At 60.1% G+C, this 21137-nt stretch carries 16 protein-coding genes and 1 tRNA gene; 10 read left to right on the top strand and 7 right to left on the bottom strand.

Features of this window, described 5'->3' with window-relative positions:
* Nucleotides 1–31 precede the first annotated feature (31 nt).
* Complete coding sequence (locus HX899_RS31205) at nucleotides 32–865, bottom strand: ABC transporter substrate-binding protein (RefSeq protein WP_168264758.1); 834 nt, start codon at nucleotides 863–865, stop codon at nucleotides 32–34.
* A gap of 200 nt (nucleotides 866–1065) precedes the next feature.
* Here HX899_RS31205 and HX899_RS31200 point away from each other — a divergent pair, with 200 nt between their 5' ends.
* The 3 genes from HX899_RS31200 (at nucleotide 1066) to HX899_RS31190 (ending at nucleotide 3898) form a co-directional block, all read left to right on the top strand.
* Nucleotides 1066–1785: a GntR family transcriptional regulator gene (locus HX899_RS31200; RefSeq protein WP_027664541.1), complete on the top strand. Its 720-nt coding sequence runs from the start codon at nucleotides 1066–1068 to the stop codon at nucleotides 1783–1785.
* Between the two features lie 4 nt (nucleotides 1786–1789).
* Nucleotides 1790–2572, top strand: coding sequence for a pyrroline-5-carboxylate reductase (locus tag HX899_RS31195; RefSeq protein WP_181294178.1), 783 nt, complete (start codon nucleotides 1790–1792; stop codon nucleotides 2570–2572).
* A gap of 414 nt (nucleotides 2573–2986) precedes the next feature.
* Nucleotides 2987–3898: a DUF1499 domain-containing protein gene (locus tag HX899_RS31190; protein WP_181294373.1), complete on the top strand. Its 912-nt coding sequence runs from the start codon at nucleotides 2987–2989 to the stop codon at nucleotides 3896–3898.
* 464 nt (nucleotides 3899–4362) lie between these two features.
* Here the strand turns inward: HX899_RS31190 and HX899_RS31185 are convergent, their stop codons facing one another.
* Genes HX899_RS31185 through HX899_RS31175 form a run of 3 tightly spaced genes read right to left on the bottom strand, consistent with a single transcriptional unit; the run spans nucleotide 4363 to nucleotide 7453 of the window.
* Nucleotides 4363–6084 (bottom strand): SDR family oxidoreductase, encoded by a 1722-nt coding sequence (locus HX899_RS31185; protein WP_181294176.1) that lies wholly within the window; start codon nucleotides 6082–6084, stop codon nucleotides 4363–4365.
* Nucleotides 6081–6539 carry a thiol-disulfide oxidoreductase DCC family protein gene (locus HX899_RS31180; protein ID WP_181294175.1) on the bottom strand — a complete coding sequence of 153 codons (459 nt, stop codon included), beginning with the start codon at nucleotides 6537–6539 and terminating at the stop codon, nucleotides 6081–6083. The genes HX899_RS31185 and HX899_RS31180 overlap by 4 nt, the downstream gene beginning before the upstream one ends.
* A complete protein-coding gene (locus tag HX899_RS31175; protein ID WP_181294173.1) occupies nucleotides 6536–7453 on the bottom strand; it encodes an MBL fold metallo-hydrolase in 918 nt (305 codons plus the stop codon). The genes HX899_RS31180 and HX899_RS31175 overlap by 4 nt, the downstream gene beginning before the upstream one ends.
* Before the next feature lie 162 nt (nucleotides 7454–7615).
* On the opposite strand from HX899_RS31175, the gene HX899_RS31170 reads away from it, so the two are divergent.
* Nucleotides 7616–7689, top strand: a tRNA-Gln gene (locus HX899_RS31170).
* Between the two features lie 71 nt (nucleotides 7690–7760).
* Here HX899_RS31170 and HX899_RS31165 read toward each other — a convergent pair.
* A complete protein-coding gene (locus tag HX899_RS31165; RefSeq protein ID WP_181294172.1) occupies nucleotides 7761–9671 on the bottom strand; it encodes a DUF262 domain-containing protein in 1911 nt (636 codons plus the stop codon).
* Between the two features lie 197 nt (nucleotides 9672–9868).
* On the opposite strand from HX899_RS31165, the gene HX899_RS31160 reads away from it, so the two are divergent.
* From HX899_RS31160 to HX899_RS31140, 5 genes are read left to right on the top strand one after another with little or no spacing between them, the layout of a single operon-like run.
* A complete protein-coding gene (locus HX899_RS31160) occupies nucleotides 9869–11899 on the top strand; it encodes an apolipoprotein A1/A4/E family protein (RefSeq protein WP_181294171.1) in 2031 nt (676 codons plus the stop codon).
* On the top strand, nucleotides 11899–12897 hold the full coding sequence (locus tag HX899_RS31155) for an OmpA family protein (protein ID WP_181294170.1): 999 nt from the start codon (nucleotides 11899–11901) through the stop codon (nucleotides 12895–12897). The genes HX899_RS31160 and HX899_RS31155 overlap by 1 nt, the downstream gene beginning before the upstream one ends.
* Nucleotides 12894–14198 carry an EH signature domain-containing protein gene (locus HX899_RS31150; protein ID WP_246697212.1) on the top strand — a complete coding sequence of 435 codons (1305 nt, stop codon included), beginning with the start codon at nucleotides 12894–12896 and terminating at the stop codon, nucleotides 14196–14198. The genes HX899_RS31155 and HX899_RS31150 overlap by 4 nt, the downstream gene beginning before the upstream one ends.
* 9 nt (nucleotides 14199–14207) lie before the next feature.
* The gene (locus tag HX899_RS31145) at nucleotides 14208–17309 is read left to right on the top strand and encodes a DEAD/DEAH box helicase (RefSeq protein ID WP_181294169.1); all 3102 of its coding nucleotides are present in this window, start codon (nucleotides 14208–14210) and stop codon (nucleotides 17307–17309) included.
* A 17-nt stretch (nucleotides 17310–17326) separates the two neighbouring features.
* On the top strand, nucleotides 17327–18106 hold the full coding sequence (locus HX899_RS31140) for an ASCH domain-containing protein (RefSeq protein WP_181294168.1): 780 nt from the start codon (nucleotides 17327–17329) through the stop codon (nucleotides 18104–18106).
* 300 nt (nucleotides 18107–18406) lie between these two features.
* On the opposite strand, the gene HX899_RS31135 is transcribed toward HX899_RS31140, so the two are convergent.
* Complete coding sequence (locus tag HX899_RS31135; RefSeq protein ID WP_181294167.1) at nucleotides 18407–19186, bottom strand: SDR family NAD(P)-dependent oxidoreductase; 780 nt, start codon at nucleotides 19184–19186, stop codon at nucleotides 18407–18409.
* Nucleotides 19187–19675: 489 nt separating this feature from the next.
* A complete protein-coding gene (locus HX899_RS31130) occupies nucleotides 19676–20293 on the bottom strand; it encodes a TetR/AcrR family transcriptional regulator (RefSeq protein ID WP_181294371.1) in 618 nt (205 codons plus the stop codon).
* A 111-nt stretch (nucleotides 20294–20404) separates the two neighbouring features.
* Between HX899_RS31130 and HX899_RS31125 the strand changes: the two genes are divergently transcribed.
* Nucleotides 20405–21091, top strand: a complete 687-nt coding sequence (locus HX899_RS31125) for a PspA/IM30 family protein (RefSeq protein WP_181294166.1) — start codon at nucleotides 20405–20407, stop codon at nucleotides 21089–21091.
* Nucleotides 21092–21137: the final 46 nt, after the last annotated feature.

Here is a 21137-nt window from a genome sequence, read left to right as displayed (position 1 = left end):
GCCGGCGCGAACCTCGCACCGGCCGGTGAGATTACTTTGCGCCCTTGAGCACGTCGTCGACCGCCTTCTTGATCAGCTCGTCGACGTGACCGGTCGCGACCTTCTCTTCGAGGAAGATATCGACCACCTCGACGTCAGCAGCCGAAAGATTGTGCGGCAGACCGAAAGCGACCCCCTGCTTGGCGAGGGCCGGCGTCGGGTTGAGCGCCACTGCCCATTCCGGGTTCGACTGGGTGAAGAGCTGGTTGGTGTCGGAGGCGTCGACCAGGATGTCGGCGCGCTTCGAGGTGACCGCCAGGCGGGTCTCGTCGTTACCGGGAAGGCGCATGACCGTAGCGTTCTTCACCGCAGCGGAAATTGCCTTGTCCTGCGCCGTGCCGGACATGACGGCGAGCGTCACGCCCGCCTTGTCGATATCGGCGACCGAAGCGGCGCCGGCTGCAATTTTCGGATTGTTTTTGTTGTAAGCGAGCGAGATCTGGTACTCCATCGCCGGGATCGAGAACTGCACGGCCATGGCGCGGGCCGGCGTCCGGTTCAGCGCCAGCGACAGATCCCATTTGCCGGCCTGCAGGCCGGCAACGATGTTGTCCCAGGTCGTATCGACGAATTCGGGCTTCACCTTCAGGACATCGGCAAATTCCTTGCAGAGATCAGCGAAGAAGCCGGAATATTCTCCGGTCGCCGGATCGCGCATGACATAGGGCGGAGCAACCGCTGCGCCGCAGCGCAACACGCCCGCCTTCTGCACACCCTGCCAATATCCCTCAGCGGTCTCAGCCTGTGCGGCGGTGGCGGAAAGACCTCCCATGAGAGCGAGCGCGGGCAGCGCCCGCAAGGCGGACGTTATCAACTTCGAAAGCATCGGCATTCCTCTTTTGCTATGCGCGAAGCGCGCGGTTCCACTCGTCGGCTGTAGCCGTTTCTGTTATTTTCTTTGTCGGCTGCGTGTCGACTGAGAAAGATATGTCAACAGCGTGTCGACAAAGTCAAGCGGAAAAATTACATTGCCGACACGCGGCTTTTCTGGCCCAATGGGACCCGCGTCGAGAGAAAGGGACCTAAGTGTCTGATGAATCGGAAGTGAAACGAATCCGCGGGACTGGCTGGAAAAGCGTCTACGAGACGCTCCGCAACGAGATCCTGTCGCTCGCTCTACCGCCCGGTCAGCTTCTCGATGAGATGACGCTTGCCGAACGCTTCGACATGTCGCGCTCGCCGGTGCGCGAAGCCCTGATCCGGCTCGGCGCCGACGAGCTGGTCGTCACGCTCTCGAACCGGAGCACGATCGTAGCGCCGATCGAAGTGGCGACGTTTCCCAAATATGTGGAGGCGCTCGACATCGCGCAGCGCATGAATACGCGGCTTGCCGCCGCGCTCAGGACCGAAGCTGACCTTAAGATCATCGCCAAGCGGCTGAAGTCGTTCGAAGCGGCGGTTAAAACCGGCAATCACCTCGCCATGTCGGAAGCCAACAAGGAATTTCACATGGCAATCGCCCATGCCGGGAAAAACCAGTATCTGGCCTCATTCTACGAGAAGCTGCTGTCGCAGGGGCAGCGGATGCTCCACCTGCATTTCGAATATCTGGAGCGCACCCACGAGGGCTACCTCCTGACCGACGAGCACACGCTCATGCTCAATGCCGTCAGGGATAAGAACGTGGAGCTCGCCGACGAACTCGCCCACGCTCATACGCGCCAGTTCCAGGACAATTTCATCAACTTCATGCGCGAGAACTATACGACGGATGTCGCGTTAGGCCCGCTGCGGGCTGCGGAGTAGTCAAATGAAAATCGACAGTATCGGCTTCGTCGGCACCGGCGCGATTACCGAAGCGATGGTTCGCGGGCTTCTCACTGAGCCGGCCTATGCCTCCGAGATTCACGTGTCTCCACGAAGCGCTCACATCGCCGCGACGCTGGCAGACGAATTTGCCACTGTCAGAATTGCCAAGGACAATCAGGACGTCGTCGATCGCAGCGACATGGTATTCCTGGCGATACGGCCGCAGGTCGCCGAGGAGGTCGTGCGCGCGCTATCGTTCAGGGATGGCCAAATGGTCGTCAGCCTCGTTGCGGCGACGGAGCGCCAGGCCCTCTCCGGTTGGATCGGCGCCGACGTGCATCTCGTGCAGGCGATCCCCCTGCCCTTCGTCGCCGGCCGGCAAGGCGTCACCGCCGTCTATCCGCCTGATACCACTGTCGCCGCGCTTTTCGATACGCTCGGAACGGCTGTCCAATGCCAGTCGAGGAAGGAATATGATCTTCTCGCAGCAGCGAGCGCAATGATGTCGACCTATTTCGGCATCATGGAGCAGGTTGCCGTCTGGCTGGAAAGAAGCGGCCTCGAAAAGGCGAAGGGACAGGCCTACATTGCCCCGCTCTTTGCAAGCCTCGCGCAGAAAGCGAACAGCCCCGGCAACGAACCGTTCAGCGCGCTGAGCCGCGAATTCGCGACCAAGGGCGGACTGAACGAGCAGGTTTTCTCCGACTTCGAGAAGAAGGGCGGCGTTGCCGCATTGAAGGCCGCACTCGACGGCGTACTTGCCCGCATCGAGGGCAAGAACTAGAGCCTTTCCGGGTTAGATTGCAGCATTCTGCCGGAGCAGGTTTTCGTCAGGGCAAAGGCGATTGGCGACGGGCATACCTCTTGGTACGTCCGAGCCGATCGCCTTTGATCCTGGCGGAAAGATGCCCGGCCCTTCGGGTTGGCTGAAACGGGCCGGCTGATCGACCGGCCGGCTTGGCCGTAGAGCCGGGCTACGACACGCGCCGGCCGGTCGACCATCCGACTCCGTTTGAGCCAACAGAATGCTGCAATCTAACCCGGAAAGGCTCTAAATCTGAATCCGGATCTAAATCAAAGAATAGAGCATGATGTCGTCCGAAAACCGCTTCACACTTTTCGGCATCATGCTCTAAACAGGGGTGAGGCGATTTGCGTGGTCGAACGCGCGGGCGCTGACGAGCAACCGGTAAGTTTGATGGCCATCCGCTTCGACCGCCCCGTTTCCAACGCCGCCCGCTTTTCGCGGCTGCTCGGGGCGTTTTCCCTGGTGCTGGCGCTGGCTGTGATGATCGCCCACCGCTTCGGCGGCCTCGCCACACCCTATCTGGTGCTGCTGCTGATTGCCGCTGCCGGCTGCGCGCTGCTGGCGGCGATGCTCGCCGCACTCGGGCTGCGCAGCCTCTGGATGACGGGGGCCGAAGGCGGACTGGCGGCGCTCGCGGCGCTGATCTATGCCGCCTTTCCGCTGGGACTTGGCGCCTATGCCACCGAGCGCTACATGACGCTGCCTGATATCTATGACGTTTCCACCGATCCGGTCTCCGCACCCGACTGGCTTTCGCCGCCGCACTCCGACCAGATCTGGCTGAAACGCAATGTGCAGGTGACGCCGGAGGATCGCGAAAAGCAGCTCGCCGCCTATCCCGAACTGACAGGCCGGCGCTATGAGGGTGCGCTCGACCGCGTGCTGGAGGCGGTGCGCAAGGTCGCCAAGATGAGCGGCATTACCATCACCAGGAGCAGTGGCGACACAGAGCCCGGCCGCGATCCCGAGGACAGGCCGGTCAAGCCGCCGCAGCCGGGCGACGATGCCGTGGCCGATGCGCCCGATACCATCCCCGTGCCGACGCCGCGTCCCTATGACGATGATGTCGCCAAGCTGATCCGAGGCGCCAACGGCGTGAGGCTGCAGGGCACCACCCGCACGCTGATCCTCGGCCTGCGCTTCGATATCATCATTCGGCTGCGCGAAGAGGCCGAGACCACCTTCGTCGACATCCGCGTCGCCTCCCGCTACGGCCAACACGACCTCGGCTTCAGCGCCGCAATCGCCGGGGATTATCTGAAGGCGCTGGATGCCGAACTGCTGGGGATTGCGGGTGGGTGAGTCGCGGTGGCGCAAAGCGCCAGCAATCGATCCAGTGGATCGATTGCAGCGGCGAACGCCCTGAGCCCAAGCGAAGGGCCGGGATACGGTGCGGCAAACTCGACGCCCATACGGTGCCGCCGCAGGCGGCGGCCCCTTATTCAAGCCCGCCGAGGCAGGAATGACGGCGAAGGGCATGCCGTGTGGCACCCCCCTCTGCCCTGCCGGGCCCGGGGTCGAGCCACGGGTCTCGCCCCGTCCTTCGGACCCCCCACAGGTGGGGAGATCGGCTGGGCGCACCGACTTCCCCAAACAATGAGCGTCCAGCACGGAGAAACGGTAGAGGGGCGCGAAGTTCAAGCCACTTGTGATCTCCTCACCTGTGGGGGAGATGCCCGGCAGGGCAGAGGGGGGTGACCCGGCACACAAACGCAGATGAGGGAGAACATCGAGGGAACCTCTTCGATCATCACCGCCACACCCACTCACTCCACCACCAACCACCCCGTATACCGCACCACCAACCCCGTCAGCGGCCCGCCAATCTCCACATGAAAGTGGAACCGCCCATCGCGCTCCTCCTCATACGTATCCCCGCCAGGCGCCAGAAACATCGGCAGCGGAATCCCGCAGAACCGCCAGCCGCGCACCACGAGCCGCAGCTTTTCCCCATCCGGCACCGGCGCCATCAGCACCCGGAACGGCCCGAAGACCTCGGCGAGCAGATGACGGTCACGGCCCTTTCCCTCGGCCTGCCAGCTGCGGAAGACCGTGCCGCCGAAATCCCGCGTCCAGATCTCCTTGTCGCCATCGCTCACGAATCGCACCGTCACCGGCACATCCTCGCCCGCCGGGGGAAAGCCGATCAGGCGAGCGACGATCCTCGCCAGCAGCCCGCTGCCGCGCTCGATCCGTGCCCGGCCGGAGGCGACACGGGCGCCGCCGGAATGCAGGGCGGCGAGGGCGGGCGGCAGCCGCTCCCAGGCGCTGCCGAGAATTCTCTGGTAGAGCGGCAGGGCCGCCGCCTCGTTTTCCATGCTGATGCCGGATGTGATCGAAAACCGCTGGAAGGCCGCTTCGAAATCCGCAAGCTGCAATTCCCCCGCCGCCGGCCGCGCCCCGCTCTCCGGCCGCGTGCCGGTCAGCAGCCGGCGCACCAGCGCCGCCACGCCGATGATGGGAATGAACGGCCCGTCATCACCTTCGGCAATCAGATGCCAGCCGGATGTCAGCCTGCTCCCGGCGTGATCGACGCCGCCGACGCGGACGAACATGCCGCCGCGATGTTCGCCCACCGCGAAAGCATGGCTGGCACGCTGCAACAGCCGCGAAAACGGCAGCAGCGACGGCAACAGCCGGTGGCGGACGAGCCTTGCCGCAAGGCTGAGCAAGTGCTGCAGCGGCTGCGGCTCCGTTCCGACACCGGTGAAGCTGGATTTGAGATCGGCAAAGCGCGCCGGCAGCAGCTTGAGATCCGGCGCATCCACCAGCAGGAATTTCCGGCTGCGCAGCGGCTTAACCCCCGGCGGCGCCACCGTCACCCGCATCGCATCGATCAGCCCGCGCCCGGCGGCCGGCGATCCATCGCGCAGCACCGTGATCTTCTTGCCGGCATAGCTTGATATCGCCCTCACGACATTGAGCCCGATCTTGACATGCGCCGACGGGGCAATGCCGGCCGCGACAGTGTCGACCCGGGAGAAATGCGGCGCCATCGCCTCGAGCGCTGCAAAGGAGAGGGCGGGCAGGCTGCTCAGCCCTGACAGAGCGAAGGTGCCCTTGGCCTTGGCTGCCGCATCCAGCCCACCGATGCCGGCGACGAAGCCGGTGCTGTCGGCGATATCGGCATAATCGATGCCGAGATCGATGCAGGCCTCGACCACCTTATAGGCATCCTTCCCGAAGCTCTGGAACGGCCCCGAGGCATCGACGACCAGATCGGGCCTCATCCGCGTCAACTGTTCGGTGAGATCGCCGTCACGGTCGAAGCGAACGGCCTGCACCAACGCGCCGAGATTGTTGCTTCCCAGGCCCTCGGCGCCATCCTTCGGGGTCCGGAGATCCGCAACGAAATCGTCAGCCTTTTCAAGCGAGCGCCCCCCAACCAGCAGCCTGAGCCGCGGTTCATCGCCAAGCAGCCGGGCAAGCCGCCCGCCAAACGTGCCGTATCCGCCGATGATGAGCAGCGAAAACCGGTCCTCGCTCATGTGATGAAGCGGCTTCGCTGCTCGGGCGTCGGCACCATGCAGCTTTGCCGCCCGGCAATCTTCAGCCTGTTGCGGGCGATGAATTCATAGAGCGCATTGGCTGCCCGCCGCGGCAGCAGCCGGAAAATCTTGACCATTGTGTAGGGAAAGCCGAGGCCCGCCACCATGCGGATCGAGCCGTCGGACTTGAAGAAGGCGCGGCCGTTTTCGATCAGGATATTGGTCTCGTAGTCGCGCGCGTGCAGCCCGTAATGCCGGTAGAGCGCTTCGCCGAGTGGCGTCTGCGCCGCGAGGAAACGGTATCGCTGCCGCCTGTCATGTTTCAGCGCGAATTTTACCCAGCCGGAGCAGAACACGCATTCGCCATCGAAGATGATCAACGGCCGGTCATCGGCAAAGGCGGGCACATCGGGGTCGTCGCGATAGCTGTAATCGGCTTGGGTCCCCACGCTCATCTCCCTGTTGCCGGCCGGTAGAAGGCGGCCAGTGAAGGCGGCCCATCCGCCGCGATCTCGCCGCGCTCCAGGAGATCCTCGATATGGGCGAGCACGGAAAGGGCGGCCGCCCCATGCAGCTTCGGATCGGTATCTCGATAGATCACCTTCACCATCTCGGATATCCGCCCATCGCCGGCCGTAACGCGCGCCAGCACCGCCTGCTCGCGCCTGAGGCGATGCGCCTTCAGCGCCTTGAGGAAACTCGAGGGCTCCGTCACCGGCCCGCCATGGCCGGGAAGCAACAGCCGATCCTCGCGCTCCATCAGCCGCTCGAGCGAGGCCATGTAATCCGCCATCGAACCATCCGGCGGCGCGACGATCGAGGTCGACCAGGCCATGACGTGATCGCCTGAAAACAGGATGTCGCGCGCCGCCAGCGCGAAGGCGGCATGATTGGCCGTGTGCCCCGGCGTCAGCACCGCAGTCAGCGCCCAGCCGTCGCCCGACAGGGTCTGACCGTCACTGAGCGTTATATCGGGCACGAATGATATATCCGAGCTTTCGGAGAAGGGATTGACCTCGCCCTCCCGCAGCGGCCGCGCCGGCCGGTGCGGCCCTTGGCCCACCGTCACCGCCCCCGTTGCCGCCTGCAGGCGCTTCGCCAGCGGCGAGTGGTCGCGATGCGTGTGGCTGACGAAGATATGCGTCACCGCGCGGCCGGCGAGCGCTGCCATCAGCGCCTGAAAATGCGCCTCGTCCTCCGGACCGGGATCGATGACCGCGACGGAGGAAGCGCCGACGATATAGCTGTTGGTGCCGAAAAAGGTGAAAGGGCCGGGATTGTTCACTGTCACCCGCTCGACCCCTGAAACAACCGGCACGGCCTGCCCATAGGCCGGCTCGAAAGCGAGGTCGAATGCGGGACTGTCCATGAAGGAATGATCTCGGGCCAATGACGTCGCCAGTTTCTAGCACGACGACGGGTGCTGCGCAGCGCATAAATCTGCGCCGGGTTAAACTTAGTCATTGTGACAGGCGAAGAGCTTTGCTAATCAGGCGTCGATTTGAGCAGGCGGTTTCCGCTCAAGCTCTGGTGGGGCGTCGCCAAGCGGTAAGGCAACGGTTTTTGGTACCGTCATCCCTGGTTCGAATCCAGGCGCCCCAGCCAGTTTTCTTTGTAAGCCAAGAATCCCCGCTTCTCAGCGTTTCCTGTCCAGTTCGGAATCGAGACGCCCGGTATCATTCTGCGGCTATGGTCAGAACGGCCTCGGCCTCATCGCCGTCCGCCTCGAAGTTTTCGCCTTCTTCCGCGATGGTCCCCGTATACGCTTTCTTGCCCATAGCTCCTTCGATCAGCGTCAGCAAGGCACGTTGCCGCTCCTGCATAAAGTCGTCGAAGCGATCAGCGCGCAGAAGAGCAGTATCGATGAGATGGGATCGCAAGTGCCGGTCCAGAACATCACCACCAATGGCAGGGATATCGGCTTGCCCCTTTTCGAGCGCTGCCAGATAGAGCGACGGGGCATCGCCGCCGATGATGCGGTTCGTCCGATAGGAAAGGGGCGTCTTGTTGATGATGGAGTCGTAGACCTGCGGCTTGATTTTGCGCTCCTCGCACCACCTCTTCGGGAAAATATGGTGAATGTCGACATTCTCGCTGAAGAACACCGTATCGCTGAACTTCTGACCGGAGCGAAAATCGAGTGCACCTTCCCCCATCAGCAACACATGCATGCCCTTATAGGCCGCAGAAAGACGCATGCGCATTGTCTTCAGACGATCGGAACGGAAGATTGTTTCGCTGACCGTGGCCGGCTCTGCTCCGCCCCTCAACCAAATGGGGACCTCGATGAAGTCTTTGGCGATACGGGTATCGACCGCCGAGCCATAGAGCTCGCCGAAAACGCCGTTCCAGAACCATTGGCGAAGCTTTTCCTTCACTGCCATATGTTCAAGTGCCATTTCACTTTCGGCAAGGATTGCAGCCAACGGCACGATCTGCGACTGATAAGGAAGGTCGTCTACCTTGTAGAAGTTCAGTTCGTGCAGGAACTTGGCCGCACGCTTGAACCCTTTCTCCGCGCGGTCGGCATAGGCCTGGTAGGCCGATAGCGGCAAGTTCAAGAGCGCCTGGCGGTTGCCGGTGACCTGTGGCAGTTCCTTGCCCTGTTTGCCCTCCGCGGTGGCGACTGAGCGGCGATCCCGCGTGTGGAACAGCGAGATCACGTGCAGGAAGTCCGTATTGGCCACATTTGCAAGGATGCCGGTGCTGCGTCCCGCTGCCGAGAGGGTTTCCGCGAGACTTTGATGGCGCGCCTTTACCCCTTCACCACCATACCAATCCTTGCGCAACTCGAAGCCTTCTGCCGCATACATGGCCGTTACCAATTCGAAAGCGTCGAGCGGCTTCCCGCCCGTGTTCACCTTCTCGAAGACTGTGCAAACTGCTTCCTTGCTAGTATTCCGATCCAAGGTGATGACTGGTACCTGATAACCTGAGAAGTTCTTGACCACCTCGTCATGGAATTTGGTGATGATCGGCCAAAGCTCGGTGAAGCTGCCTCTCTTGTTGCTGTAGTTGATGAAATCCACTTGCCAATCGTTCCACGAAAACATCGCGGTAAGCGGAAACATTAAATGCTCGAATTCAAGCTCCCGCGTCGAGAGATCCAAAACGATCTCACGACCGAAATCCGTGCGAATAATCTTGTCTTCGGGAACGCCAATTATCGCTTCCTCGCGGTTAGCCGCCTCATCGAGCGCCTTGCGAATATCAATATAGAACCAGCGCTTCACCTTCTTGTTTTTAGGCGTGATGGTCTGCACGACCTGATTTCGCAGTGTCACCTGATAAAGCGAGGTCATCCTCTGTTGCCCGTCCAGCAGAAGCACAGAAGGTTCCACCAATTTTGAGGTGTCTGGTGTGCCTTCTACAGGGCGCGGTTTGAAATTCACACCGCCGCCGGTTTCCAGCGACATCAATGCGCCGACGGGAAAAGCACGTGAGACCGATGCAACTAGGCTCTTGATGCGATCCTCGTCCCACACCCAGCTTCTTTGAAAATCGGGAAGCTGCAAGTCACCCCTTTGGCAATCGACCAAAAGTTCGTGCAGCGAAATCGGGTTTGTCTTGAACGTAGCGCCTGACATCATTCCCCCAAGAAAATCAAAATCCAGCGACGGTGAATCACTACGATGTGCCAATCCTAGAGTTGTTGCGGAGAGATGAGCAAGTTCAATTGTGGAGAGTATCTCTTTAACCTCCTATACCGCTTGATTGCATGGCTGCCGTTTGGTTTAGTTCCTACGTTCGGCTCATAGTCATGGAGCTGGCGGGGCGGGGTTAAGTGGTTCAAGAAATTGGTCGGTACGTTGTCGGGTTCATTCTTTCGGCAGCGAATATTCTCGTAAAGGATAGTGCGGCTCCGGGGATTGTTGCACTCGGGCTGGTTATATTATTAGCTTTGTGTGCGTTGATCTTCGTTTGCAAGGTGGCGAGCCAGAAGAAGGCGGTCACTTGGCTCAAGGCGCAGATACAAAGCAGCCCCAGTGGCGCGGAATTTAGCCGTAACATCGATCGTCTCTCTGCTGCTATCGATGAAGGCGGGCGCAATAAATATCGGCGCCATCTTGCTACAGTTTGGAATAAGTATCGCGAAACGCTCGTGCCTCACGAAGAGAATGGCAAGATCATTTTGCGGAATGCGGTCCGCCCTTCCATGTTTCTGAATCCTGACGATCTGGGGTTTAGCGTGGGATTTTGGCGGATTGTTCCAGGACTGTTCGTATCGAGCGGGCTGTTCTTGACATTTCTCGGATTGATTGCGGCACTCCAAACGTTAGGTGGGCGCGCCACAATAGACAGCGCGGCGATGCAAGAATTGCTTTCTGTCGCGTCTGCGAAGTTCATCATGTCCCTCACCGGACTGTTCTGCTCGATCTTTTTCACCATTGTTCTGAGAACCGCGTATGGACGCCTGGAAGAGGCGATCCACGAGCTTTGCGGCGCGATCGAGAAGCACCTCACCTATATCAGCCTCGAAGCGCTTGCCACCGAACAATTGAATGCAACGCGTGAGCAGCGGGAGCATTTTCGGCTGATCGGGATGGAGTTGGTTGCCGAGATTGGTCGTCCGCTGCGGGAAGAACTTCCTGCAGCCATCCAAAGCTCCATCGCCGATGCGATGGCTCCGATCGTCGAGAAAGTCGGCAAGATGGGTGCGGAAGGCGTTGGGGATATGGTTTCCGGTCTGTCGAACAAGCTGACTGATTCGATCGGCCTCGCACTTTCGGAAGTGAGTAACAAGATTTCGGATGCGAGCGACAGGCTTGGCGCATTGGCGGATCGGCTCGACCAGAGTTCTGGCCGGATCGGATCGGAGATGGAGGGCGTGACCGAACGCGTTGCGCGGGCAGTTGAGGACTTGCGTACGGCGCTCATGAACACAGCGGAAGTCACGGGCGGTACATTCAACGAAGGTGCGGAAAAGCTCCTTTCGGTGATGAACCAGACACTCGAAGGCATCAGGGACAACACTGGTGAGGGAGCGCGCGCGATGTCGGCCGCGGCCGAAGATATGCGTCAGGCGGCGGCGTCCTTTAAGCAGGAGATCGAGGCAGCGACCCGCGTCGGTACCGAGACCGCTCAGGAGCGGATGAAGCTTGCCAGCCAGCAGGTAAGCGATTCAATCGGCAACGCCGGTAAGGATGTTGCCGAAGTTTTCAGCCGAACGAGCGCGGAAATTGCAAAGGTTGCCGAAGATGTTTCTCAAAAGGCGGGTGCTGGTTTGCTCGCTCCCCTGGCGGAAATTGGAACGAGGCTCGAAAGTCTGGTTAAACAATTGGATCAAGGTACATCGGATATGCGTCGCATGTCCGATGGCGTGAAGACCGGAGCTGAGGCTTCAGAAAGAGCCGCGGCTAGTTTCAAGGGAGCCGCCGCAGAGCTGGTCACTGCCGCCAGCCCGGTGAAATCGATCGTCGATCGGATGGACAATTCAATTCGACAGTTGACCGATAGCACGCAGCATGTTGCGAGCACGATATCTCGTTCCGCGGAGGCAACGGCCGAGTCTGCGGCATCGGCACTTGCCGCCGCGGGGGAAATACTTGGAAGCGAGGCGAAGGCGATCGAGAGCGCGCTCGGCAGCGTGACCACCATGCTGGAGAAGCTGCGAGGGCAGGGCGACCGTTTGGACGACATGGATGTTAAGCTCGGTCAAGCTTTCAACCTCTATACGGAGAATGTCGAGAAGGCAGTCCAGGGCATGTTCGGGCACGTCCGTGATTTGCAGGATCGACTCAATCCGGCGCTTGATACGATGCGGGATATCGTCGAGCAGGCTGAGCAGTTCGCGCCGCAATCGCGGAGAGCTTGATGCGCGGCGGTTTTCGAACCCGCTACAGGGAAGAGGAGGAGGAAAGCGCCTTCGTGTCCATGACTGACATGACTGTGAGCTTTCTTTTTATCGTCATCCTTCTGCTCGCCTATTTTGCGAGTCAATACAGCGATAAAAATATGGTGCCGAGACCGGATTATGAGCGGGTATCGCAGGAGCGGGACGACGTGCGTCGAGAGAGGGACGATGCACGCCGCCAGATCATGCGACTTCAGATGCTCGTTAGCCAGCGCGAAGCCACGATTACGGAACTACGGGAGGAAATCGACGTCAAACAGACGGAAATTGACGATCTGCGACACGAAGTGGAGCAATTGAAGCAGGAGCTCGAAAAGCTTCGCAAAATCGATCCACTCGAAACCTATCTGGCGCTGTCAGCAGTGGAACGACGACGCATCCTGGAGACCCTACGAGATCAACTGAAAGTGGATTTTCCAGACCTCGAGGTTGTCATCAGTGAAGAAACCGATGCTCTTCGGTTTCAGGGTGATGGGCTTTTCGCGACAGGCTCGTTTTCAATCCGGCCAGACCGCCGCGCCATCGTTGAAAGCATTGCAACCCGGCTGGCACAGATTCTTCCTTGTTATACCGTAGGCGCTCGATCAAACTGGCGGCCGGAATGCAATCCCGGCAACGCCATTATTGAGGCATTACAAATCGAAGGCCACACGGATTCCACCGGAGACTTTACGGCCAATCTTGCCCTGTCGACCAATCGCGCCAACAGCACGTTCTCCGTGATTGTTGGAAGATCGCCCGAACTTGTTGAATTTCTCAACTTTCGCAAGCAGCCCGTTCTTTCCGTTGCTGGCTATGGCCAAATGAGACCTGTCAAAGACAACGCGACGAAGGAAGGCAGAGACACTAATCGTCGTGTCGACCTTCGCATCATCATGTATACGCCAAGCAAGTCCGAAGAAATTGAACGCATAAAAGATGCGTTGACCGCAAACACTCTGCGAAAGGAAGCGAATTGAGCCTTTCCACAGTTCTCGGACAGAATCGTCAATTCACCGGTCCCGCGCTGCCATCCTTGAATCCGTTGCGCTCCAGAACCGAGCGGATTTTGTCCCGATGGCCCGATGTCGTGGCAAATCCGCCCGATAAGGATCGCGAGAATCTCGTCGCGATGGTCCGAGAGCGCCTTGAGCGCGATCACTGGGAAGACACGAAACTATCGCTGATCACCAGCGCCGGCAGGGCGCTGTTCGATGAGGAGCGCCGCGAGCGACCGGACCTCGCCGGACTGCGGGATTTCTATTATCGCGAGACGCAGGCTTCGACGCGAACTAGCTTCCTCAGCGCTATATTTGCAATCTACATGGACAGTTTCGATCCAGAGGCAAATCACACATTGAGCCTCTCCGACGCCCTGTCAAAGGTGAAGGACCGCCTAGGCGCTCGTTGGCGCATGCTCCTAGACGCCGCGCCGGAGATGTTGTCCCCAAAAACGATCGCTGATGCCATCGCGCGCAAAATGGTCTCAATGGATAATCTCTGGACCGGCGTTCAGACGATGGGCATACGCAGTCCCCATGCACCCGGTTTGATGAACGCGGTTCACCTAGCTTATCTGAAGCAGATCGAGCCCCATCTGGACAAGCGGGCTGAAATGGAGCGGCTTGTCGAATGGTTGAAGCCAGAGGGTAGAGAAGCCAAGACCACGGGTGCTGGAGCGGCTGTTTCGGCATTGCTCGGGCACTGGGTCAATCGTACCCCCTCGCAAGACAACCTACGCTATCTCACCGAAAATATCATCGGCATTTATGGTGATCCTCGGGTCCAGCGCGGCGGCATCTGGTCAGCTGTGCCAGAACAGAGAATGGCTGTTATTCTTCGTTGGCTGACCGGAGAAAATATCCGCTTCTTCCTGGATGTCGTATCGGCGGTTGAAGACAGCCACATGTGGGAGCCTCGCAGGAAATTCTGGCTTGGCCTGCATAACAAGGGTCGGGTGGACGCCGCATGGGTGGCTTTCAGTGTTTCCGCAGAGCGGGAAGCGAAACGGCGCGGCGGTGGGAACGGAACCCTTAGATTCGGATTGCAGACCGCTGGCGGGGGCAGGTCAAACACCTCGCTGCTCGTACTCAAAATAGGCAGAAAAATCGTCATCGAGGGCTCGCACAGCTACAAGGTACACATTTTTGACGAGGCGGACCAACGGGCACCCGCCCTGTATCAGTGGCAATATGATTGTGAAAAAATCAGGCTTATCCCCCGTTCGAAATCGAAGTCACATGTGGGCGATTGGCAAAGCTGGGTACTGGAGCAAATTTAGGTCTTTCCCATGAAGCTTTCTTTATCCACGTCGCCAGGCGCCATCGTCCTCACTGTAAAGGATCAGAGCGCAAGTCTTCTTCACCGCCTCGTTCGCCGGAACTCAAAAGCCGATCTCCAGTACCTGAGTGCAGAAGAACGGCCGCTTGCCTACGCTATCGCTGATCTGCGCGCCGTTGCAGATGGGCTTGGTGAACCTTTGTCAATCGATTCCGATCGAATCGTGATGTCTCATCGCATCGCCGCATCGATTTCCGGCGAGGCAGGTGAGTTGCTTGGATTGCCTCCATTCGTCGACATGATACTTAAGACGGATGTCGAAGGCATCGTCGGCTCATCTAGCTTCCGCCTCCGCTACGAATGGTCCCGTAACGGCCAACGTCAGTTGCCGCATCGTACGGGCGCAATCCTTGATACTGCGCAGGGAACAAGGCGGCTGCCTCTTTGGATGCTCGACGCCATTGAGATAGCCGATTCCTATCACTCCGGTCAGGGCGACGCCACCGACTGGGAAGCGCTCGGGCGCTTCCGCAAGGCGCTCGATCCCGGCGCCTCGGGGGGCGATGGCGATGAAGCGTCGCGTATCTCCATGACCGATTTTCTAAGCGGTCTTGAAGTGCGTCTCGTTGACCGTTTTTCCATCTCCCCGAGGGGCGAATCGGACTTCGACGTGGTTCCATTTTCAGGCGATACGCTGGACACCCATGGCGTCACCTCTGGTTTCGCCGAAGCTTCCGAATCGATGAGCGAAGTCGGGGGGGCTGACCTACAAAGGTTCCAGTCCCTGGTCAGAGGACGCGGTGCCCTACCTGCCTATCGTCTGTCTCCTGGGCGCTATGTCGTTGTGGAGCGCTCGGCCGCGTCAGCACTCTCGGTCATGGCGGACATGCATAAGGCAGCCCCCGATGAGCGCCGCGCTTTTATCCAGAACCCACTGCCCAAATTGACCGAGGCAATCGAGGCTGAGCTTCGCCGCTCAGGAAAGCTGGACGGATTGTCGCCCGAGGCGGAGCAGGAAGCCATCGAAGCCGCAATCGGCCCCGTTCTAGTAGAGACGCAGGAATTCTCTGAGCGCGTAACGGGCATCGTGAAGTATGAAAAGCCGGATCTCGGGGAGTTTGAGCAGAGTAGTACAACGTGGCTGCCCGAAGAATTCGCCGGTCGCTTGGCCGAGGCGCTAGGACGGCAGGATGCAGCGCAGCTCCAAGCCCTGCGTGAGCGCGTCGCCGAAGCTATCGAGACGCAGAAGCCGACGGTGGAGTTTGAGGACTTGGTCCTGCCGGCGCGTGCTGAGATGCTCAAGCTGCTGGACGATAAGCTCGAGCAAATTGACAGCCGGGCTGCCGAGAAGGTTGACGAGGCTGATGTCGAGAAGGCGGGACCCTTCGTTTTAGAAACAGAGGTCAATTACGAAGAAGTCAAATGGCACGCGGCGCTGAAGCCGAGAACATCCAATGTCTCCGATGACCTGTCGGATGTAGTTCGCACGTCGCTCAAATCTCATCAGGTCGAAAGCTTGGCCTGGCAGATTCAAGCTTGGCGATCGGGATTGCCCGGCGTGCTTAATGCCGACGAACAAGGGCTCGGGAAGACGCTCCAAACAATCTCGTTCCTAGCATGGCTGAAAACGGCGATCGCTCGTCCCGAAGCCAAAAACCGTGGGCCTGTTCTCGTTGTAGCGCCGACTTCCCTCTTGGAAAATTGGGAACAGGAAGTCAGTCGGCACATGGACGAACAGGGGCTCGGCCATCTCATTCGCCTCTACGGTTCCAGTCTCGGAGGGCGCAAGCTCACCGGCGCCAGGGGTACGGATACCGAAAGCGGTGAGGCCAAGCTTGATTTCGGTGCACTGCATGAAGCGGTCGCCGAGGGGAGAGCCCATCGGTTCTGGTTGCTGACAACCTATACTACGCTGACCAACTACCAGCACTCGTTTGCACGCATCCCCTTCTCCGCAGTGGTCTTCGACGAAATCCAGGCCTTGAAGAACCCGATTAGTTTGCGTGCGGTTGCCGCCCGCTCGGTCAACGCCGACTTCAGGATCGGGCTGACGGGCACTCCCATTGAAAATAGCACCGTCGATCTCTGGGCTGTCATGGATCAGTTGGCAGCCGGTTCACTTGATAGCCTCAAGGAATTCCGCCAACGGTACCTGAAGCCCGAAGAAGGCAATATGGCTGAGCTATATGCCCGTGTTTTCGAGCGCCGCGGCAGTGTGCCGCCATTGGCAGTCCGTCGTCTGAAGGAGACTGTCGCCACCGATCTTCCGGTAAAATCGAGGTTCATCCATCCCCGTCTGATGCCCGATCTCCAGGCGCTTGCTTATGACGACGCCCGGCTGAAGCTGGCCCGTGAAGGATTGGGCGCGCAGCTCAAGATGCTACATCATATCAGGAGTGTCTCGGTCCATCCGTCTCTGGACGCAAAGATGAACAATGACGACTTCGAGCACTCTTCTGGTCGCCTCCACGCGACGATGGAGATATTGAGGCGCATCAAGGCGAACGACGAACGTGCGCTCGTCTTTATCGAACATCGGAAGATGCAATACCGCTTCATTGAGCTTGTTCGGAGTGAGTTGGGCCTCGGTCGTGTCGATCTCATCAACGGTGAGACTCCGATCTCCCAGCGGCAGGCGATCGTAAACCGGTTTCAAAGACATCTGTCCGAAGATCAGGGTTTCGATCTCCTCGTCCTTGGGCCTAAAGCGGCCGGTACGGGACTGACACTTACCGCTGCAACACATGTCATCCATCTGTCTCGTTGGTGGAACCCGGCCGTAGAAGAGCAGTGCAATGACCGCGTTCACCGCATCGGCCAAACTCGACCTGTGACGGTACATGTGCCTATGGCGGTTCACGAAGGTTATCGCGAGCAATCCTTCGACTGTCTTCTCCAGAGCCTTATGATGCGCAAGCGACGCCTAGCGAGTTCAGCGCTATGGCCCATGGGCGATGTAGACGACGATGTCGCAGCCCTCCAGCGGGGAATGGCAAGCGAGCGGCTACAGGCTGAGGCCGATCCCGTCGGCAAGGCAGTGGCAGCGATGTTCGCCCGCGACGAGCTGGTTGTCCCAACACGTGAGCCCGACGGGTCTTACGCCTTCCACTAAGCCGATATGAGAACTTCATGAGCGATACGCGCGTCCACAAAGGCCTAGTTATTGATGCCCCTTGGATCAGTCTGATCTTGGCTGGACAGAAAGATTGGGAGATGCGGTCCACTGCAACCTCCCATCGGGGATGGTTTGGCTTGATCTGGAAAGGCTTGGGATGTGTATACGGCGTTGCCCGCTTAGCTGACGTCGGCGACTCTCTAAGCCCGGAGCAAATGGTGAAAACGTTCGAACATCATCGTATTCCCGAAGAGATGATCCGATCGGGTGCCGTCGCGAAGTGGAACAAACCTTGGCATCTGGTCGACGTGATAAGGCTCCCCACGCCGGTGCGCTACAGACATCCAAACGGCGCCGTGACTTGGGTTGAGCTTAGCGAAGCAGTAAGCGTTGCAATCGAGGAGCAGCTAGCGTTACAAAACTCAGCACCAATGCCGACAGACCACGCTGATCAAGAGGCTCTCAGTTTTCAGAGTGAGCGGCGCACGATTGGGGAAAGCGTCTTAACGTCGGGAAATCTCACTCACAAGCATATCTACCTGCGTAATTTCTTCGATCGGTTCCCGAAGGATGCCATCGGTGGCTCGAACAAACAGCAGGCAGCGACGCGTGAAATAACCATTTCCTGGCGCAATGGCGCCCAGGTCGTCACCGACCTGGATGGGACAAAGAAGTTGTTTCGAGCTCGGGGATGGATAGGGTCTTTCTTCCAGCATTACGACGCTCAAGCCGGGGATCGTGTCGTGGTCGAAGAGCTTGCTCCTTATCGGTATAGCGTTCGGCTTGAAAAGTGATCTGATCGATGCGTTTATGAAATTAAATGGCCAAATGTGCGGGCAATATGGATCCTTGATACCTTTCGACCGGAAGCGCACCTCGGTGTAGAGCAATTGACGCCCACGTTAGTGGGCACAGCGCGGTGTACCAGAAGTCACGCGCAGCCACCGATCACCCACCCGTCCGTCCCGCCCGCCACGATCGTCAGCGCCAGCTCATTCGCTTCCCCGTGCCAGCGGCTATCTCACGTAGAGGCTTTGCAGGCTGAAGCTGACAACGTCGCGGAAGTGTGCGGCTGGCGGGACCTGTCCTCCGTCTCACGGGCGTTCTGCAAACAGTCGAACCCCCGTCAACTCCGCCAGCCTCCCCACCAGCGCATCCTGAAACCCCGCATCACCAACCTCCGCTGCAGCCTCCCGCCGCTGCCGATGATACCAATAACCACCGCTCACCTTGGCCGCGCCATCATCGCTCGCCGCAAGCCATGTCTGCGTAAGATGCCCCATCTCCAGATCATCGGGTGCGCCGGCGCCGCCCATCTTTGTCGGCACCCAGCCGGGGTCCACCGCGTTGCTGAGAACATCCGGCCAATGGCGGGCGACGGCGGCGGCGAGGGTGGCGATGTAGAGCTTGCTTTCCGAATAGGCCTGGCTTGCGTTCCACGGCCGCTTCTTCCAGTCGATATCGTCAAGGGCGCTGCTGCCGCTGCGGTGCATGCTGCTCGTGAGATAGACCAGGCGATCGGGGCGCGTGATCCAGGCGGTGAGCAGATAGGGGGCAAGCAGATTCACCGCCAGCGTCTTGGTGTGACCATCCGGCGTTTCGCCCCGGCTCCGCTCGAGGTAGATGCCGGCATTGTGGATGACGGCGTCCATGCGGCCGATGGCGTTGACCTGCTCGGCGATTGACCGCGTTTCGGTGGCGCTGGCGAGATCGCCGATGACGAGGCCGAGGGCGGCGGCCGATGTCTCTGCGATGGCGGAGGCGCGCTCGCTGGAGCGGGCGTGCAGCACGACGTCGTGGCCTTCCTTCATCAGGGTGCGGGCTGCGGCAAGGCCGAGGCCATCGGTGGAACCGGTGATGAAGATACGGCTCATGGGGTGTCCTTTCGCGGCGGCGTGGAGGGCGTCAGTCAAGCAGCTTTCGTTGGTTTGCTCAATGCGGGAGTTGGGGTGTGGGTTCCCGCGCTCCGCTATCTCAGGACTGTGATCCACGGATGTCTCGTTTGTGCGGATGCCTGCCCCTCACCCTAACCCTCTCCCCGTTCTGACGGGGAGAGGGGACGTGCCCTGCGAGAGGTGGGCGAGGTACGGAGAGGTCGCGGCATATCCCCTTCGCCCCGCCTGCGGGGGTCCGAAGGACGGGGCGAGACACGTGGCTCGACCCAGGCAGAGGTGCCGGCAGGCGGACGAGTGGCATTTTTCGCGGTGATTTCAGCGGCTTGACGCCAGCACCCGTCGGCATCATTGGCGACGGGTGTAGATCCTCGGGTCAAGCCCGAGGATGACGGAGGATGGGGTGGGGCTCGGCAAAAACGGCAACGTCAGCTTGCGCCACTCCACCCCGCCACTTCACCAAACGCCACCTCACACGCCCGCTTCACGCCGCCGCTCCGCCCCCGCCGCGATCGTCTGCAGCAGCTCATCCACCTCCCGCGCCAGCCGCTCCAGCGGCAAGCCGACGAAGCGGCCTTCCAGGCTGATGCTGACGACGCCATGCACCGCGCCGAAGAGGGTGCGGGCGCGGATGGCGCGGTCTTCGGGGGGCATGTCGGGTTGCAGTTCGGCCAGTGGTTCGGCGATCACGTCCATCAGGAAGAGGTGCTCGTTAAGATGCCATTGCGGCGTCGGGCTCGATTCCGGCGGGAAGTGCTCGAACAGTGCCTTCCAGAGGTTCCGGTGTTCGACGGCGAAGCTCAGATATCCCTGCGCCAGGTTGCGCAGCCGGTCGGTCGGCGGCCGGTCTTTGGTCTCGGGCAGGGTGAGCCTCGCCTCCAGCGCCTTCAGCGTGGCGGAGTTGACGTGGATGACGAGCTCGGCGAGGTCTGAAAAGACCGTGTAGAGGCCGCCGAGCGCGCAGCCGGCATCCTGGGTGATGTCGCGGGCCCTGAGATTTGTGAGCCCGTCTTTGGCGATCCGCTCGCGCGCCGCCTCGATCAGCCGGGCCTTCAGATCTTCGCGTTTTTCTTCTCGCCTACCGGCCATTAACCATTCCACTTCGATTTTTTGAACGTCGTTCAAAATTTATCTTGAACGACGTTCATGATTCTGGCATAACACCTCTCGTGAACAACGTTCATAAACCGGAGGAAGGAAATGTTCAAACTGATTTCCATTTTGTTGCGGGGCAGGGCGCATGATGCCGAACAGGCTTTCGCCGACTGCCACGCCGTGCCGCTGCTTTCCCAGCAGATCCGCGATGCCGCCCAGTCGATCCAGTCGGCGCGGCGCAGCGTCGCCGTCGCCATCGCCCAGAACGAGCAGGAGAAGGGGCAGCATGCAACGATCGTTGCCCGCATCGCCGATCTCGAGATCCGCGCTTCCGCAGCACTCACCAAGGGCAATGAGGGCCTGGCCCGCGAGGCGGCCGAGGCGATCGCCTATCTCGAAGCCGAGCGCGATGCATCGGAAAAGGCGCAAGCCCAGTTCACCCAAGCGATCGACAAGCTGAAGGGCATCGTCCGGGCCTCCGAGGCGCGGCTGCAGGAGCTGCAGCGCGGCGAGCGCCTGGCGCGTGCCACGCAGGAGGCGCAGAAGCTCGATGTCGTCGTTGCCGGCCCGGGCTTTGCCCCGCTCGACGATGCCGAGGAGACGCTGGCCCGTCTTCGCCTGCGCCAGAGCCAGAATGAGCTGACGGCGGCCGCCCTGAAGGACATGGAAGGCGCCATCCGCCCGGCCGGCATCATCGAAAAGCTTGCCAATGCCGGCTGCGGCGCGCCGCTGCGCACATCCGCCGATGATGTGCTGGCGCGGCTGAAGAGCCGCATCACGCCTGCTGCCTGAAATTGCATCCATCCAACCATTCATCCATTGAACCATAGGGACCACT

This window comes from Rhizobium sp. WYCCWR 11146, assembly GCF_013591995.1.
In the GTDB taxonomy this organism is placed as follows: domain Bacteria; phylum Pseudomonadota; class Alphaproteobacteria; order Rhizobiales; family Rhizobiaceae; genus Rhizobium; species Rhizobium indicum.
This window is presented reverse-complemented; position numbering and strand designations above follow the sequence as displayed.

Excerpts from the sequence above, each read along its gene's own strand:
- HX899_RS31205 (WP_168264758.1), bottom strand. The coding sequence starts at position 865 with ATGCTTTCGAAGTTGATAACGTCCGCCTTGCGGGCGCTGCCCGCGCTC.
- HX899_RS31195 (WP_181294178.1), top strand. The coding sequence starts at position 1,790 with ATGAAAATCGACAGTATCGGCTTCGTCGGCACCGGCGCGATTACCGAA.
- HX899_RS31190 (WP_181294373.1), top strand. The coding sequence starts at position 2,987 with ATGGCCATCCGCTTCGACCGCCCCGTTTCCAACGCCGCCCGCTTTTCG.
- HX899_RS31185 (WP_181294176.1), bottom strand. The coding sequence starts at position 6,084 with ATGAGCGAGGACCGGTTTTCGCTGCTCATCATCGGCGGATACGGCACG.
- HX899_RS31180 (WP_181294175.1), bottom strand. The coding sequence starts at position 6,539 with ATGAGCGTGGGGACCCAAGCCGATTACAGCTATCGCGACGACCCCGAT.
- HX899_RS31175 (WP_181294173.1), bottom strand. The coding sequence starts at position 7,453 with ATGGACAGTCCCGCATTCGACCTCGCTTTCGAGCCGGCCTATGGGCAG.
- HX899_RS31165 (WP_181294172.1), bottom strand. The coding sequence starts at position 9,671 with ATGTCAGGCGCTACGTTCAAGACAAACCCGATTTCGCTGCACGAACTT.
- HX899_RS31155 (WP_181294170.1), top strand. The coding sequence starts at position 11,899 with ATGCGCGGCGGTTTTCGAACCCGCTACAGGGAAGAGGAGGAGGAAAGC.
- HX899_RS31145 (WP_181294169.1), top strand. The coding sequence starts at position 14,208 with ATGAAGCTTTCTTTATCCACGTCGCCAGGCGCCATCGTCCTCACTGTA.
- HX899_RS31140 (WP_181294168.1), top strand. The coding sequence starts at position 17,327 with ATGAGCGATACGCGCGTCCACAAAGGCCTAGTTATTGATGCCCCTTGG.
- HX899_RS31135 (WP_181294167.1), bottom strand. The coding sequence starts at position 19,186 with ATGAGCCGTATCTTCATCACCGGTTCCACCGATGGCCTCGGCCTTGCC.
- HX899_RS31130 (WP_181294371.1), bottom strand. The coding sequence starts at position 20,293 with ATGGCCGGTAGGCGAGAAGAAAAACGCGAAGATCTGAAGGCCCGGCTG.
- HX899_RS31125 (WP_181294166.1), top strand. The coding sequence starts at position 20,405 with ATGTTCAAACTGATTTCCATTTTGTTGCGGGGCAGGGCGCATGATGCC.